Origin of the sequence: Denitromonas iodatirespirans (genome assembly GCF_018524365.1) — a bacterium.
Classification (GTDB): domain Bacteria; phylum Pseudomonadota; class Gammaproteobacteria; order Burkholderiales; family Rhodocyclaceae; genus Nitrogeniibacter; species Nitrogeniibacter iodatirespirans.
Map to the genome: position 1 here is coordinate 58,323 of NZ_JAEKFT010000024.1, position 13,981 is coordinate 72,303.

The following is a 13,981-nucleotide window of genomic DNA, read 5'->3' on the forward strand; positions in this document are numbered from 1 at the left end:
CTCGTTCTGGGCGCTGCGGTGTGCGTTGGCCCGGGCGTGTCCGGCTAGGGCCGGTCGGCATCGGTGAGCGCGGCGTGGGCCGCATCGAACACGAAAGGCAGATTGTAGCGGGTGCCGCCGAACTCGGCGCTCAGCACCGCTTGCCACTGCATGGCGCCGGTCACACATACCGACAGGGCGGTCTGACCCTCGAAGCGGTTGTTGCCGACCGGCAGCAGGCGCGGCTGGTTGGCCGCCATCTTCATGGTGGTGCCGTTCAGATCGACGTCGACCCGCTCGGGCGTCGCCGCCGAGAAAGCTGCGCTCAGGGTCAGGTCTTCCATCGAGGGGATCGGGTGCGGCGTGATCGCGAACACCACCGAGGCGCCGTTGGGCAGGGTCTGGCGGCAGGCGCCGGCGTTCAGGTCGCAGGTGGCGCGCGGCAGCCATACGTCGGTGGGTGTTGCGTTGCGTGCGTACCAGCCATACAGCGCCGCCGCCAGCAGGGCCAGCACGCCGGCCAGGCTAGCCAATCTGGGTATCAGGGAGCGCAGGTTTTCGGTCATGGAAAAGGTGCCGCAGAACGGCGGGTGTTTGTGCGAATGCCAATGTTGGCGCGGGCTTCAAGGGTACGTGCGTCACTTCGTCGCATAACTTGACTCACATCAACGTTAGTAAAACCTGATGCGAGCACCATGTGCGACAAATTATCGCAGCGTCCATCGCGGCGACGATTTCCGGGTTGGTACCCGTATCCGAACTTTCGTTCAGGGAGAGAACAAGATGAAGACCCGTATCAAGCAGGCGGTCGGACTGGCGCTTGCGGCTGGTTTCGGTCTGGCAGCGAGCACCTCGGCATTTTCCGCCGAATCGCTGCAGGACGTCATGAAACGCCGCGGGCTGTCCCAGCAAGACCTTTTGGCGGCCGCCAAAACCTATGTGCCGACCGGCAAGCGCGATGAGTTCCTCGCCTTCAGCTCGGGCGGTCAGTCGGGCCAGATCATTGTGTATGGCATCCCGTCCATGCGCATCCTCAAGTACATCGCGGTGTTCACGCCGGAACCGTGGCAGGGCTACGGCTTCGACGAGAACTCGAAAGCCGTGCTGCGCCAGGGCAACATCGACGGCAAGGAAATCAACTGGGGCGATACGCACCACCCGGCCATTTCCGAGACGCAGGGCCAGTACGACGGCCAGTTCCTGTTCATCAACGACAAGGCCAACCCGCGCCTGGCGGTGATCGACCTGCGTGACTTCGAGACCAAGCAGATCGTGGTCAACCCGATCTACAAGTCCGAGCACGGCGGCGCCTTCGTCACGCCCAACACCGAGTACGTGATCGAAGCGGCGCAGTATGCCGCACCGCTGGCCAACCAGAAATTCGAGCCGCTGACCTCGTTCAACAGCAAGTACCGCGGTGGCGTGACGTACTGGAAGTTCGACCGTCACGAAGGTCGCCTGGTGCCGAACGAGTCCTTCTCCTTCGAACTGCCGCCGTATTCGCAGGATCTGTCGGACGCGGGTAAAGGCCCGTCGGAAGGCTGGGCCTTCACCAACTCCTTCTGCTCCGAGCGTTATGTGGGCGGTATCGAGAAGGGTCGCCCGCCGTACGAAGCCGGTTGCTCCGCCAAGGACACCGACTACCTGCACGTGATGAACTGGAAGAAGGCCGCCGAGCTGGTCAAGGCCGGCAAAGCCACCAAGATCAACGGCCACAACGTGCTGCCGATCGACGTGGCGGTCAAGGAAGGTGTGCTCTTCCTGGTGCCCGAGCCCAAGAGCCCGCACGGTGTCGACGTGACGCCTGACGGCAAGTTCATGGTCGTCTCCGGCAAGCTCGACACGCACGTGTCGGTGTACAGCTTCGAGAAGATCCAGGCTGCCATCAAGGCCGGCAAGTTCGAATCGAAGGATCCGTACGGCATCCCCGTGATCGCCATGAAGGATGCGCTGCACACCCAAGTCGAACTCGGCCTCGGCCCCCTGCACACCCAGTACGACGCCAAGAGCTGCGTGGCCTACACCTCGCTGTACGTGGATTCGCAGGTCGCCAAGTGGAACTACTGCGAAGGCAAGGTGCTCGACAAGCTGAGCGTGCACTACAACATCGGTCACCTGATGACCATGGAAGGCGACACCATGGCCCCGCAGGGCAAGTACCTGGTGGCGCTCAACAAGCTGTCCATCGACCGCTTCAACCCGGTCGGCCCGCTGCATCCGCAGAACCACCAGCTCATCGACATCAGCAACGACAAGATGCAGCTGCTCTACGACATGCCGCTGCCGCTGGGTGAGCCGCACTATGTGGTGGGGATCAAGGCCGACAAGCTCAAGCCCGCCGTGCGCTACAAGGTCGGCACCGACAGCCGCACCGACAAGCCGCATCCGGGCGCCGTCAAGGCCGGTCAGGAAAAGACGGTCCGCAACGGCAACAAGGTCGAAGTGTTCGGTACGCTGATCCGTTCGCACATCACGCCGGAAACCATCGAAGTCGAGAAGGGCGATGAAGTCACCATCCACCTGACCAACCTCGAGCGTGCCCAGGACGAGACCCACGGCTTCACCGTCTCGACCTTCAACGTGCATGCGTCGGTCGAGCCGGGCAAGACGGTCACCGTCAAGTTCACCGCCGACAAGGAAGGCGTGTATCCGTACTACTGCACCGAGTTCTGCTCGGCGCTGCACCTCGAAATGCAAGGCTACCTGCTGGTCAAGCCGAAGGGCTGGAAGCCGGAGAAGGACGCCTCGCTGTCGGGCGCGGGCTATACGGAAGAGGACTACAAGAAGACGCTGAAGAAAGTGGCTGACACCCAGGCCGTCATCGACCAGGTCGTGGGCTACATCACCAGCGTCAACTACACCGACTTCCCGGATGTGGTGGCCATGATGGAAGACGCGGTCGACCAGCTCAACCGCACCAAGGAAGCCAAGGCCAAGCACGAAGAAGCCGCGCGCGGCGCCGACTGGGACCAGGCCAACCTCTGGGCCGAGCAGGTGTGGCAGTACCAGGTGAAAGCCGCCGACCTCGGTCTGCGTGCCAAGACCTACCTTGAGCAGCATGGCGCCAAGAAGGTCGAGTGATTCTTGACCTGAACCAATGAGGTGCCGACCGGGGAGTGATATCTATTGCTCCCCGGTTTTTCATTTGAGAGAGGGAATACCCATGAAGAAAGCAGTTGTATTCGCCGCGTTGCTCGGCCTGGTGGCGACGCCGGCTCTGGCCAACGACGGTGCCAAGCTCTACGCCGAGAAAACCTGTGCGGCCTGCCATGGCCCGGACGGCAAGAAAACCCTGATGCCCAACTACCCGAAGATCGCCGGCCAGAACGCCGCCTATCTCGAGCAGCAGATGCTCGACATCAAGAGCGGCAAGCGCAACAACGGCCAGAGCGCTGCCATGAAGGGCGTGATGCACCTGGTGGACGAAGCGCAGATCAAGGTCTTGGCGGACTACATCTCCAAGCTTGCTCCCTGATCGCGTTTCAAGGCTGTTCGCATCACACCGTGCATAGGCCTGCGGGCCGGTCCACGGTGTCTCTTTTTAAGGGAAGCGAACCGTTTTTGATGGGTATCAACGTACGCCGGCGGATGTTCGCGTACTTTAGCGCTTACTAATTCTCTTCAGAGGGATGAGAGTCATGAAACAGTTTTTGATCGCAGCGTCGCTGGCTGTATTTGCCGTCGGCGCGGTGCAAGCGGCCGGTGGCCCCGCACCGAAGAAAACCGGTATCGAAGGCGAAGGCTATGTCTGGAACGCCCAGGGCGGCGAAAAGAACGAAGCCCTGACGCTCAAGGGTGACCTCAAGAAAGGCAAGGAAGTCTACGAAATCTGTGGCGCCTGCCACCTGCCGTCGGGCGCCGGCCGCCCGGACGGTACCTTCCCGCAGCTGGCTGGCCAGCACTCCACGGTGTTGATCAAGCAGATGGCCGATATCCGCGCCGGTCTGCGTGACAACCCGACCATGTATCCGTTCGCCGCGACCATGACCGACGCGCAGGATCTGGCCGACGTGTCCGCCTATATCCAGAGCCTGTGCATCCCGACCGATCACGGCGCCTACGACGAAGCCGACAAGATGCTGCAGATCGCCAAGGGCCGCACCCTGTACAAGAAAGAGTGCAAGGAGTGCCATGGCGACAACGGCGAGGGCAACAAGGAAAAGTTCTACCCGGTGATCGCCGGCCAGCACTATGCCTACCTGCTGCGCCAGATGACCGAGATCCGCGACGGTCACCGCCGCAACGCCAACCCGGACATGGTGAAGATCATCTCCAAGTATTCGGACAAGGATCTGGTGGCGATCTCCGCCTACCAGGCCAGCCTGAAGATGCCGGGCAGCATGTGTAAGTAAGCGTCGCACCGCCAGCATCGCGGCCAGCCCGGCGCGATGCTGGACTCAGCGCGGCGCGAATGACCGCGCGACGACAACATTGGCGCTGACGGCGCCCGGACGGACCCCGTCCCGATCGGGCGCACCGACTCGATGGTGCCGGCACCACACCGCGACGGGACATCCAACGACACGGTGAACGTATGCAACCCCAGAACACTGCCGCCGCGAGCAAGCAATCGCTGATCGTGCGCGGGCTGACCCTGATCGCCCTGGTGCTGATGATCGGCGCCTATTTCTCGCCCACCTGGTGGGTCGCGCTGACCGCCCCGAACTACCCGGAAGACGCCTTCCCGGACGGCATCCGCATCCACTTCAGCTTCACTGGCGTGGAGAACGGCTGCAGCACCGCACCCAAGACCAGCCGCCTGATGAGCGAGACCTTCCAGGAAGACCTCGGCTCGCAAAAAGAGCGCTACAACCCGATTCTCGAGGCGCAGAAAAAACAGCAGAGCGACGTCAACAAGAACGCCGAGGCGCTCGACTGCGTGCACGAGATGAACACCATCAACCACTATGTCGGCATGCACCCGATCGGCATCGGTGCGCCGGTGGAGCGGCAGGTGTCGCGCTATGTGTTCGGCTTTTTCGGCGTGATGCTGCTCGGCTTCGCGATGGCAAAACGCAAGGCGCGGCTGGCCGTGCTGGGCATCGGCTTTGCGGCCGTGGCCGCGTGGATGGTCGGCGAGCTGTTCGTGATGGGCAAGATGGACGCCTACGCCCAGTACTACATGGGCGAGGCCGGCGCCTTCTTCAACGAACCCGAGCGCATTGCCCAGTGGGGCAGCACGCTCAAGAGCGTCACCACCGGCGTCGCAGTCGGCCTGATCGCCGCCATGGCCGTGGTGTGGGTCGGCGTGTGGAAGATCCGCGGCTTCTCCCTGCTGCTGGCGCTGGTGCCGGCGCTGCTGCCGATCTTCTTCGTCATCGACTACGCCGGCTGGCTGTGGTTCTTCGGCCACAACCTGCACCCCTGGGGCGCCTTCACCGTCAAGCCCTTCATGCCGACGGTGTTCGGCGTGGGCAAGGTGGCGCAGTTCTCCACCTATTCGTATCCCTACTGGGGCTACCTGATGGTGGTGGTCATGATGCTGTGCCTGCTGCTGGCGCTGTTGATCCGCCGCAAGCAGATGCGCGAAGGGACGGCCGAGTGAAACCCCTGGCGCGCCTGTTGCCGGTCGTCGCGATCCTCGTCGGCGCGCTGGTGCCGCAAAGCACCTCGCTGGCCGATGTAGACGCGGTCCTCGAAAAGCTCAAGGCCTCGGGGCTGAAGGCGGCCGGCGAGGCGCCCAAGGCCGCGCCGGCCACGCCGGTGGATCCGCGCGTGGCCTTTCCCGGCGCCGGCATGGAAAAGAACGGCTTGCCCGATGCGGCGGCCGATTCCTGGGGCGACTCTTCCCGCCCGGCCCCCAAGCCGACCGCACCGAACCGCACCGACATGCCGTGGTTCCAGCCGCTGGTCGATGCCGCGCCGGTGGGCAGCGTGCTCAAGGTGCCGCCCGGCGACTATGCCGGCCCGGTGCTGGTGGACAAGACGCTGACCATCGAAGGCGATGGCAAGGTCGTCATCCATGGCGGCGGCAACGGCACGGTGATGGTCGTGCAGGCGGCCGGCGTCACCGTGCGCGGCCTGCGCCTGACCGGTTCGGGCGGCTCGCATGACTCCGACGACGCCTGCCTCAACGTGCGCGGCGACCACAACCTGTTCGAGTCGCTGCGCATGGACGACTGCCTGTTCGGCGTCGACCTCAAGCAGGCGCACTACAACACGCTGCGCGGCAGCCATGTCCAATCCAAGCCGGCCGACCTCGGTTTGCGCGGCGACGGCATCCGCCTGTGGTCGAGCAACAACAATCTGATCGAGGGCAACGAGGTGGTCGACTCGCGCGACGTGGTCGCCTGGTACTCCAACGACAACGTGTTTCGCAACAACATCGGCCGGCGCAGTCGCTACTCGCTGCACTTCATGTTCGCCAACCGCAACCTGGTCGAGGGCAACCAGTACTACGACAACTCGGTGGGCGTGTACATCATGTACGCCGGCTATTCGACGATCCGCAACAACATCATCTCGCAGGCCAACGGCGCCACCGGCATGGCGGTCGGCTTGAAGGAAGCCTCGGACGTGGTCGTCGAGGGCAACGAAATCATCTACTGCGCGGTCGGCATCGGCAGCGACATCTCGCCCTTCGAGCCCGACAGCACGGTCACCATCCGCGGCAACCGCATCGCCTACAACGGCATCGGCATCTCCTTCACCTCCGACATCGGCGGCACCGAGGTGACCGGAAACAGCTTCGAAGGCAATCTGTCGCAGATCGCCGTCGGCGGAGCCGGCGCGGCGACCAAGAGCACCTGGCATGGCAACTACTGGGACGACTACCAGGGCTTCGACCGCAACACCGACCGCATCGGCGACACCCCCTACGAGCTGTACGCCTTCACCGACCAGCTGTGGATGGAGCAGCCCTACGCCCGCTTCTTCAAGAATGCGCCCATGCTCGAGGCGCTCGATTTTCTCGAACGGCTTGCGCCCTTCACCAGCCCCGTGCTGCTGCTCAAGGACGACGCACCGCTGTTCCACAACCCCAAAGAGGCAAGATCATGAGCCAGGAGACCGACGCCGGCCCGGCCGACGCCACCCCGGCGCCCCGCGCCGCAAAGGGAGGCAGCGCGCCGCGCTCGAACGCCCGCGCGCAGGAAGCGCGCCGACGCTTCATCCGCACCGCCGTCATGAGCACCGCCGTGGTCGGCGCCGGTCTGGCCGGCTACCTGCCGGTGGCCGCGCAGGCCGACAAGCCGCGGCTGCGCCCGCCCGGCGCGTTGGACGAGAACGACTTCCTGTCCTCCTGTATCAAGTGCGGCCAGTGTGTGCAGGTGTGCCCGGTCGAGGCCATCGTGCTGGGCGACATCACCGACGGCTTCGGCATCGGCGTGCCGCACATCGAATCGCGCGCGCAGGCCTGTGATTTCTCCTGCGATGCGGTGCAGTGCATCCTCGCCTGCCCCACCGGGGCGCTGGTCTATCGCAAGCCGGACTTCCTCAAGATCCGTCCCGGTGCCGAGCTGGCGCACAAACCGGTGCTCAAGGCCAAGGCCAACGACCCCGAGCCGACGTTGAACCTGATCGAACGCGCCGGCCTGGCGCGCCTGTCGCGCCCCGAGGCCTGCCTGGCGACGCAGGGCAAGGGCTTCAAGGGGCAGGCCCGCGGCGCCGGCTTCAAAGGCCAGATGCGCTACATGGATGTCGATCGCTGGGCGCCGATTCCGGTGGCCGACCACCCCTACGAGCGCGATCTGTGCGACCTGTGCGTGACCGAGTGCCCGATCCAGGACGCCATTCGCCTGGAAGTGACCGAAGCGGCCGACGGCAGCAAGCGCGGCATTCCGGTGGTGATGGAGCAGTGCGTCGGCTGCGGCGTGTGCGAAATGATTTGCCCTGTCGAGCCGACGGCCATCGTCGTCGATTCGCGCGCGGTCTGGGAGGGCGAAGCATGAAAGGCCGTTTTCTCGAACAGATCAAGCTCATGCTCGGGCAGGCGCCGCAAAAGCCGGCCGAGATCTCCCCGGAGGCGCAGCAGATTCACAAGATGAAGCGCCTCACCAAGGAAGACTTCGAGGCGATGAAAAAGCATGTGCGCGACCATGCCCTCGAAAAGCACACCTGGCGCAACCGCCGCTGGACGGTGCTGATCCTGGTGAACCTGCTGTTCACCTTCTCCTTCTGGCTCGACATCCAGATCCTCGAAGGCGCGCTGACCGCCTCGCGCTTCGTCGGCTTCCACCTCATCGACCTCAATTCCGCCCTGCAGGTGATGCTGGCGCACAAGCACATCATCGTGAACCTGTTCATCGGCACGGCCACGGTGTTCCTGCTGTGGGCGGCGCTGGGCGGGCGCAGCTTCTGCTCCTGGGCATGTCCCTACCACCTGGTGGCCGAGTGGTTCGAAGCGCTGCACCTCAAGCTGGTCGAGAAAAAGTGGGTGAGCGACCACCAGTTCCACCGCGGCGCACGCACCGTGATGTGGGTGCTGTTCTCGCTCTTGGCGCTGGTCACTGGCTTCACCGTGTTCGAAACCCTGTCGCCCACTGGCATCCTCAGCCGGGCCCTGATCTACGGGCCGAGCCTGGCGCTGGGCTGGGTGGCGCTGCTGCTGGTGTTCGAGGTGGTGTATTCTCGGCGCGCCTGGTGCCGCTATGTCTGCCCCATCGGCCTGACCTACGGCGCCGTCGGCACGATCTCTCCCGTACGCGTGGTGTATGACCTAAATCATTGCTTCCACGAGGGCGACTGCCGCAAAGTGTGCCTCGTGCCCCACGTGCTCGAGATGGTCATCAAGGGTCGCTCGCCGGACGTCAAAGTGCCGGTCGGCCCCGATTGCACCCGTTGCGGTCTGTGCGTGGATACCTGCCCCAGCGGTGCCCTCAAGTTCGAGGTCAAGGGGCTCAACAAGCTGCTTTAAGCGACCTCCGGATGATCCGTTTCGAAAGCGTCAAAAAGCTCTTCCGGCGTCACCCCGTCCTCGACGGCGTGACGCTCGACATCGCCACCGGCGAGCGCATCGCCCTGATCGGCTCCAACGGCGCCGGCAAGACCACCCTGATCCGCTGCCTGCTGGGCGAATACACCTTCGACGGCGAGGTGCTGGTCGATGGCGCCTCGCCGCGCAAGCAGCGCGCCGCCGTGCTGGGCAAGATCGGCTTCGTGCCGCAACTGCCGCCGCCACTCAAGATGCCGGTCGGCCAATTGGTGAACTTCGCCGCCGCGGTGTGCAATTCCGACCCCAAGCGCATCGAAGCCATCGGCACCCGGCTGGGCCTGGACATCGACGCCCTGCGTGGCCGCCCCTTCAACCGCCTCTCGGGCGGCATGAAGCAGAAGCTGCTGATCGCCATCGCGCTGGGCCGCGACGTGAAGGTGCTGGTGCTCGACGAGCCGGCCGCCAACCTCGACCCCGAAGCCCGCCACATCTTCTTCAGCCTGTTGGCCGAGCGCATCGAAAACACCTCGATGATCATCTCCAGCCACCGTCTCGACGAAGTGGCGCAGCTGGTCAATCGTGTGATCGAAATGGATCTGGGCAAGGTGGTGCTCGACGACCGCGTGGCCGACGACGCCAAACTCGCCGCCATGCTCGACACCAAGCTGCGCCTGCACCGGCCGGACGAAGCCATTGCCCGCGCGCTGGGTGAGTGGAACTTCGCCGACCAGGGCGACGGCGCCGAGTGGCACGGCCTGGTCTCCGGCCCCGACCGTCTGCGCTTCCTCGGCATGCTGTCGCGCTATGTGGGCCTGCTCAAGGGCATCGACATGGTCGAGGTCGACCCCGCGGTGAGCCTGCAATGAGCCGCCGCCACTTCTTCCGCCAGATCGGTGCACTCGCCGCGGTGCCGCTGGCCGGCAGCCTGCTGACCGCCTGCGGCCAGGGCGACCCGGACACCGGCCCGGTCGAGGTCAAGTGGGACCGCGACCCCTGCGAGCGCTGCAACATGGTGCTCTCCGACCGCCACTATGCCGCCCAGATCCGCGATCCGCAGAAGGTGCCACACAAGTTCGACGACTTCGGCTGCGCCATCATCGTTCTGCGCGACAAGGGCTGGCCCGAGGACCAGATCGAATTCTGGGTCACCGACTACAAGACCGGCCAGTGGATCGATGCCTTCAAGGCCCGCTATTTCGGCGGCAAGATGACGCCGATGGGCTACGGCCTCGGCGCCACCACCGTCCCCAATCCCGGCGACATGTCCTACGAAGAAGCCAGGCAGAGCGTGCTGGCACGAGGCAAGTAAATGAAACACCTGTGGCTCACCGCCAAACTCGACCTGGTCGAATCCCTGCGCTCGCGCTGGTTCCTCATCTACTCGCTGGTGTTCGGCGGCATCGTCGCGCTGCTGTTCGCCTTCGGCCTGACCGAATCGCGCGTCCTCGGCTTCATCGGCCTGTCGCGCTTGCTGGTCACCTACATCCAGCTGGCCATGGCGATCCTGCCCATCTTCGTGCTGATCACCACCGTGCGCTCGGTGGCCGGCGACCGCGAAGCGGGCGTGTTCGAATACCTGCTTTCGCTGCCGGTGTCGCTGTCCGCCTGGTTCTGGGGCAAGATCATCGGCCGCTACATCTCCATCTTCCTGCCGGTCTTCCTGGCCATGGCCGGCGCCGCGCTGTGGGCCATGTTCCAGGACATCGAAGTGCCCTGGGGCATGTTCCTCTACTACTCGGCCATCCTCGCCGCCATGGGCTGGTGCTTTCTCGGCATCGGCATGCTGTTGTCGACCCTGGCGCGCAGCACCGATGTGGCGCAGGGCCTGGCCTTCGTCACCTGGCTGGTGATGCTGCTGTTCCTCGACCTGATCCTGCTCGGCCTGCTCATCCAGTCGCGCGTGGCGCCCGAGTTCGCCATCACCCTGGCGCTGGCCAACCCGCTGCAGGTCTTCCGCACCGCCGCGCTGTCGATGTTCGACCCGCAGCTGATCGTCTTCGGCCCCTCGGCCTATGTCATCCTCGACCTCTTCGGCGTGGCCGGCTTCAAGCTCTTTGCCGTGGTCTATCCGGTGCTGCTCGGCACGCTCAGCGCCGCGGCCGGCTTCGTGTTGTTCCGCCGCAGCGATCTGCCCTGAGGTTCACCCCATGCGTACCCTGCTTGCCTGCCTGCTCTCCGCCTGCCTCAGCCTGCCGGCATTCGCCGCCGACGAGGCCGCCGCCCTGTTCTCGGCCAGCTTCCCCGGCCTCGATGGCAAGCCGGTCGCGCTGGCGGCGCTCAAGGGCAAGCCGGCGGTGGTCAACTTCTGGGCGCGTTGGTGCGGCCCCTGCCGAAGCGAGATCCCGCATCTGGCTGAACTGGCCAAGCAGCACCAGGCGGCCGGTCTGCAGGTGGTCGGCATCGGGGTCGAAGACCTCGGCGACAGCGCGCGCGACTTCGTCGCCGCCTACGAGATGGACTACCTCGTCGTCTTTGCCGGCGCCGGCAAGGGCGTCGAACTGATGAAGGCGCTGGGCAACACCAAGGCCGGGCTGCCCTTCACCGTGGTCATCGACGCCGACGGCAAGATCACCACCCGCAAGCTCGGCGTGATGAGCGCCGACGACATGCAGGCGGCCGTCGCACCGCTGTTGTGAAGCGCCGCCAGGCCCTGCAGTCGTTGGCCGGCCTCGGCGCCGGTCTGATCCTCGGCCCGGCACGTAGCGCGCAAGCCCTGCTGCCGGCCGCCAACAAAGGCCGTGTGGTCGTCGTCGGGGGTGGCTGGGGCGGGCTCTCCGCCGCCGCCCATCTGCGCCGTGCGCTCCCGGCGTGGGACGTGGTCCTCATCGAGCGCCAGGCCCGCTTCTTCTCCCTGCCGCTGTCCAACGCCTGGCTCATCGATCGCGTGCCCGACGCCACGCTCGACCACGACTACCGCCAGGCCGCCGCGCGGCACGGCTATACCTTCGTGCAGGCCGAGGTGCGCGGCATCGACCGCGCCTCGCGCCGCATCGAGACCGCCGACGGGCATCTCGGCTACGACTGGCTCGTGCTCTCGCCTGGCATTGCCGAAAACCTCGCGCCGTGGGTCGAGGGCGACACCGCCGCGCTCGGGCGCATCCGCGAAAAGTTCGACGGCGCCTTCGTCGGCCCGGCCGGCGTGCGCCAGCTCAAGCAACGGCTGCACGCCTTTGCCGGCGGCGACTGGATCATGACCGTGCCGCCCGCGCCCTACCGCTGCCCGCCCACGCCCTACGAGCGCGCCGTCGCCATCGCCACCTGGCTGCAGCAAAAGCAGATCAAGGGCCGGCTCATCGTGCTCGACCCCGGCGCCGGCATGGCCGGCTACCGCGAGACCTTCCATCGCCAGTTCTCCGAGCGCATCGAGTTCAAGCCCTTCCAGCGCATCGAACGCATCGACCCGTTCAAAAAGGTGGTCCACACCGATTTCGACGACATTCCCTACGCCGAGGCAAGCTTCGCCGGCCCGCAGCAGGCCGGCGCGCTGATCGCCCTGGCCGGGCTAGCGCGGCGCAACGACCAGGGCGAGGCCACCGGCTGGGCCGATGTCGATGCGCGCACCCTGCAATCGGCAGCCGATGAGCGCGTCTTCGTCATCGGCGATGCCGTCGGCCTGGTCTCGCCGCTCTTCGGCCACTACCCCAAGACCGGCCACATGGCCGTCCACCACGGCCGCATCGCCGCCGCCGCCATCGCCGCCCGCGTGCAAGGCAAAGCGTTCGACCCCCCGTTCCCCGACAGCACCTGCTGGGTCTACGACAGCTTCACCCCGCCCGAAATGGTCCGCATCGACGCCAGCTACCGCATCCGCGGCGACGGCGCGCTCGAACAGCGCATCGACCAGGCGCGCGAGAACCAGCCGCGCGGCGAGGAGATGGCCTGGGCGGCGGGGATGTTTGCGGAGATGTTCGGGCGGTAACTTCGGGGTGTCTCTGCGTCGCGCCGGCTTTTGCAAGAATGCCGTGATCGTTCATTGGCAGGAACTTCGCCTGCGTCGGTACAGTCCAGTGGGCTTCATCACAGCCTCACGCGGCAAACTCGCCAGATTGTGTCGCGCACCAGAGACCAAGCAAGGATGCCCCCGATGACCGATCTGTCCACCTTCCCCATCACCCGCAAGTGGCCGGCGCGCCACCCCGACCGGCTTCAGCTCTACTCGCTGCCGACGCCCAATGGTGTCAAGGTGTCGATCATGCTCGAAGAGATCGGCTTGCCGTATGAAGCGCACAAGGGCAGTTTCGACACCAACGACCAGAATTCGCCGGCCTTCCTGTCGCTGAACCCCAACAACAAGATCCCCGCCATCCTCGATCCGGACGGGCCGGGCGGCCAGCCGCTGCCGCTGTTCGAGTCCGGCGCGATCCTGATCTATCTGGCCGACAAGTGCGGCCAGTTGCTGCCCACCGATGCCCATGACCGCTACCTGACCTTGCAGTGGTTGATGTTCCAGATGGGCGGCATCGGGCCGATGTTCGGGCAGCTGGGGTTCTTCCACAAGTTTTCCGGCAAGGACATCGAAGACAAGCGCCCGCGCGATCGCTATGTGGACGAATCGCGGCGTCTGCTGCGTGTGCTCGACCAGCAACTGCAGGGGCGTGCCTGGCTGATGGGCGAGGCCTACACCATCGCCGATATCGCCACCTTTCCGTGGGTGCGCAATCTGATCGGTTTCTATGAGGCCGGAGATCTGGTCGGCATATCGGATTTTGCCAACGTGACCCGTGTGCTGGAGGCCTTTGTCGCCCGGCCGGCGGTGCAGCGGGGCTTGAAGATTCCGGCATAGGGGGGTATTGCCTTCGGCGACGGGACGTTGGCCGGGTCTCGCCCCGGCGGGCGAATTACTTCTTTGTCGCGACAAAGAAGTAATCAAGAAAACGCCCCTGTACGAGTCAATCACATGGGTAACAGTTTTGTTCGGAGACATGGGTTACACCCTGAGCGTCAGGTAGTCATCTTTTTCGCCGGCAGTGCATCGCTCATCAAAGTGGCCGATCTTGAGCGGGCCGAAGTAGACATCCCATAGTCCGTCGCCGACCGGTTCGAAACCAACGCTCTGGCCTGTGAGCAGGTAGCCGATGTAAATGCGCATGGAGCGCCAATAGATCAGGCCGCCACTGGATACCCTGTTGC

General features: G+C 65.0%; 14 protein-coding genes and 1 pseudogene. 13 read left to right on the top strand and 2 right to left on the bottom strand.

The window, feature by feature from the left end:
* Positions 1-44: 44 nt before the first annotated feature.
* Positions 45-512, bottom strand: coding sequence for a hypothetical protein (locus tag I8J34_RS18185; protein WP_214363050.1), 468 nt, complete (start codon positions 510-512; stop codon positions 45-47).
* A gap of 250 nt (positions 513-762) precedes the next feature.
* On the opposite strand from I8J34_RS18185, the gene nosZ reads away from it, so the two are divergent.
* The 13 genes from nosZ (at position 763) to I8J34_RS18250 (ending at position 13,634) form a co-directional block, all read left to right on the top strand.
* Positions 763-3,060, top strand: a complete 2,298-nt coding sequence (nosZ, locus tag I8J34_RS18190) for a Sec-dependent nitrous-oxide reductase (protein WP_214363051.1) — start codon at positions 763-765, stop codon at positions 3,058-3,060.
* Between the two features lie 82 nt (positions 3,061-3,142).
* Positions 3,143-3,454, top strand: a complete 312-nt coding sequence (locus tag I8J34_RS18195) for a c-type cytochrome (protein WP_214363052.1) — start codon at positions 3,143-3,145, stop codon at positions 3,452-3,454.
* Positions 3,455-3,617: 163 nt separating this feature from the next.
* Positions 3,618-4,331, top strand: coding sequence for a c-type cytochrome (locus tag I8J34_RS18200; RefSeq protein ID WP_214363053.1), 714 nt, complete (start codon positions 3,618-3,620; stop codon positions 4,329-4,331).
* A 182-nt stretch (positions 4,332-4,513) separates the two neighbouring features.
* Positions 4,514-5,524, top strand: a complete 1,011-nt coding sequence (locus tag I8J34_RS18205) for a hypothetical protein (RefSeq protein WP_214363054.1) — start codon at positions 4,514-4,516, stop codon at positions 5,522-5,524.
* The gene (gene nosD / locus I8J34_RS18210; RefSeq protein WP_230411902.1) at positions 5,521-6,978 is read left to right on the top strand and encodes a nitrous oxide reductase family maturation protein NosD; all 1,458 of its coding nucleotides are present in this window, start codon (positions 5,521-5,523) and stop codon (positions 6,976-6,978) included. The genes I8J34_RS18205 and nosD overlap by 4 nt, the downstream gene beginning before the upstream one ends.
* On the top strand, positions 6,975-7,868 hold the full coding sequence (locus I8J34_RS18215) for a 4Fe-4S dicluster domain-containing protein (RefSeq protein WP_214363055.1): 894 nt from the start codon (positions 6,975-6,977) through the stop codon (positions 7,866-7,868). Before nosD ends, I8J34_RS18215 begins: the two co-directional genes overlap by 4 nt.
* Positions 7,865-8,833 (top strand): NapH/MauN family ferredoxin-type protein, encoded by a 969-nt coding sequence (locus I8J34_RS18220; protein ID WP_214363056.1) that lies wholly within the window; start codon positions 7,865-7,867, stop codon positions 8,831-8,833. The genes I8J34_RS18215 and I8J34_RS18220 overlap by 4 nt, the downstream gene beginning before the upstream one ends.
* Positions 8,834-8,844: 11 nt before the next feature.
* Positions 8,845-9,717 (top strand): ABC transporter ATP-binding protein, encoded by an 873-nt coding sequence (locus I8J34_RS18225; RefSeq protein ID WP_214363057.1) that lies wholly within the window; start codon positions 8,845-8,847, stop codon positions 9,715-9,717.
* Positions 9,714-10,160 (top strand): protein NosL, encoded by a 447-nt coding sequence (locus I8J34_RS18230; RefSeq protein WP_230411903.1) that lies wholly within the window; start codon positions 9,714-9,716, stop codon positions 10,158-10,160. Before I8J34_RS18225 ends, I8J34_RS18230 begins: the two co-directional genes overlap by 4 nt.
* Positions 10,161-10,988: an ABC transporter permease gene (locus I8J34_RS18235; protein WP_214363058.1), complete on the top strand. Its 828-nt coding sequence runs from the start codon at positions 10,161-10,163 to the stop codon at positions 10,986-10,988.
* A 10-nt stretch (positions 10,989-10,998) separates the two neighbouring features.
* Positions 10,999-11,487, top strand: a complete 489-nt coding sequence (locus I8J34_RS18240) for a TlpA family protein disulfide reductase (protein WP_214363059.1) — start codon at positions 10,999-11,001, stop codon at positions 11,485-11,487.
* Complete coding sequence (locus I8J34_RS18245) at positions 11,484-12,770, top strand: FAD-dependent oxidoreductase (RefSeq protein ID WP_214363060.1); 1,287 nt, start codon at positions 11,484-11,486, stop codon at positions 12,768-12,770. Before I8J34_RS18240 ends, I8J34_RS18245 begins: the two co-directional genes overlap by 4 nt.
* Positions 12,771-12,935: 165 nt before the next feature.
* On the top strand, positions 12,936-13,634 hold the full coding sequence (locus tag I8J34_RS18250) for a glutathione S-transferase N-terminal domain-containing protein (protein WP_214363061.1): 699 nt from the start codon (positions 12,936-12,938) through the stop codon (positions 13,632-13,634).
* A 144-nt stretch (positions 13,635-13,778) separates the two neighbouring features.
* Here I8J34_RS18250 and I8J34_RS18255 read toward each other — a convergent pair.
* Positions 13,779-13,981: pseudogene (locus I8J34_RS18255) on the bottom strand (hypothetical protein); the annotation flags it as partial.

Coding starts and splice junctions, on each gene's coding strand:
- nosZ (WP_214363051.1), top strand. CDS start 763: ATGAAGACCCGTATCAAGCAGGCGGTCGGACTGGCGCTTGCGGCTGGT.
- I8J34_RS18195 (WP_214363052.1), top strand. CDS start 3,143: ATGAAGAAAGCAGTTGTATTCGCCGCGTTGCTCGGCCTGGTGGCGACG.
- I8J34_RS18200 (WP_214363053.1), top strand. CDS start 3,618: ATGAAACAGTTTTTGATCGCAGCGTCGCTGGCTGTATTTGCCGTCGGC.
- I8J34_RS18205 (WP_214363054.1), top strand. CDS start 4,514: ATGCAACCCCAGAACACTGCCGCCGCGAGCAAGCAATCGCTGATCGTG.
- I8J34_RS18215 (WP_214363055.1), top strand. CDS start 6,975: ATGAGCCAGGAGACCGACGCCGGCCCGGCCGACGCCACCCCGGCGCCC.
- I8J34_RS18220 (WP_214363056.1), top strand. CDS start 7,865: ATGAAAGGCCGTTTTCTCGAACAGATCAAGCTCATGCTCGGGCAGGCG.
- I8J34_RS18225 (WP_214363057.1), top strand. CDS start 8,845: ATGATCCGTTTCGAAAGCGTCAAAAAGCTCTTCCGGCGTCACCCCGTC.
- I8J34_RS18230 (WP_230411903.1), top strand. CDS start 9,714: ATGAGCCGCCGCCACTTCTTCCGCCAGATCGGTGCACTCGCCGCGGTG.
- I8J34_RS18235 (WP_214363058.1), top strand. CDS start 10,161: ATGAAACACCTGTGGCTCACCGCCAAACTCGACCTGGTCGAATCCCTG.
- I8J34_RS18240 (WP_214363059.1), top strand. CDS start 10,999: ATGCGTACCCTGCTTGCCTGCCTGCTCTCCGCCTGCCTCAGCCTGCCG.
- I8J34_RS18250 (WP_214363061.1), top strand. CDS start 12,936: ATGACCGATCTGTCCACCTTCCCCATCACCCGCAAGTGGCCGGCGCGC.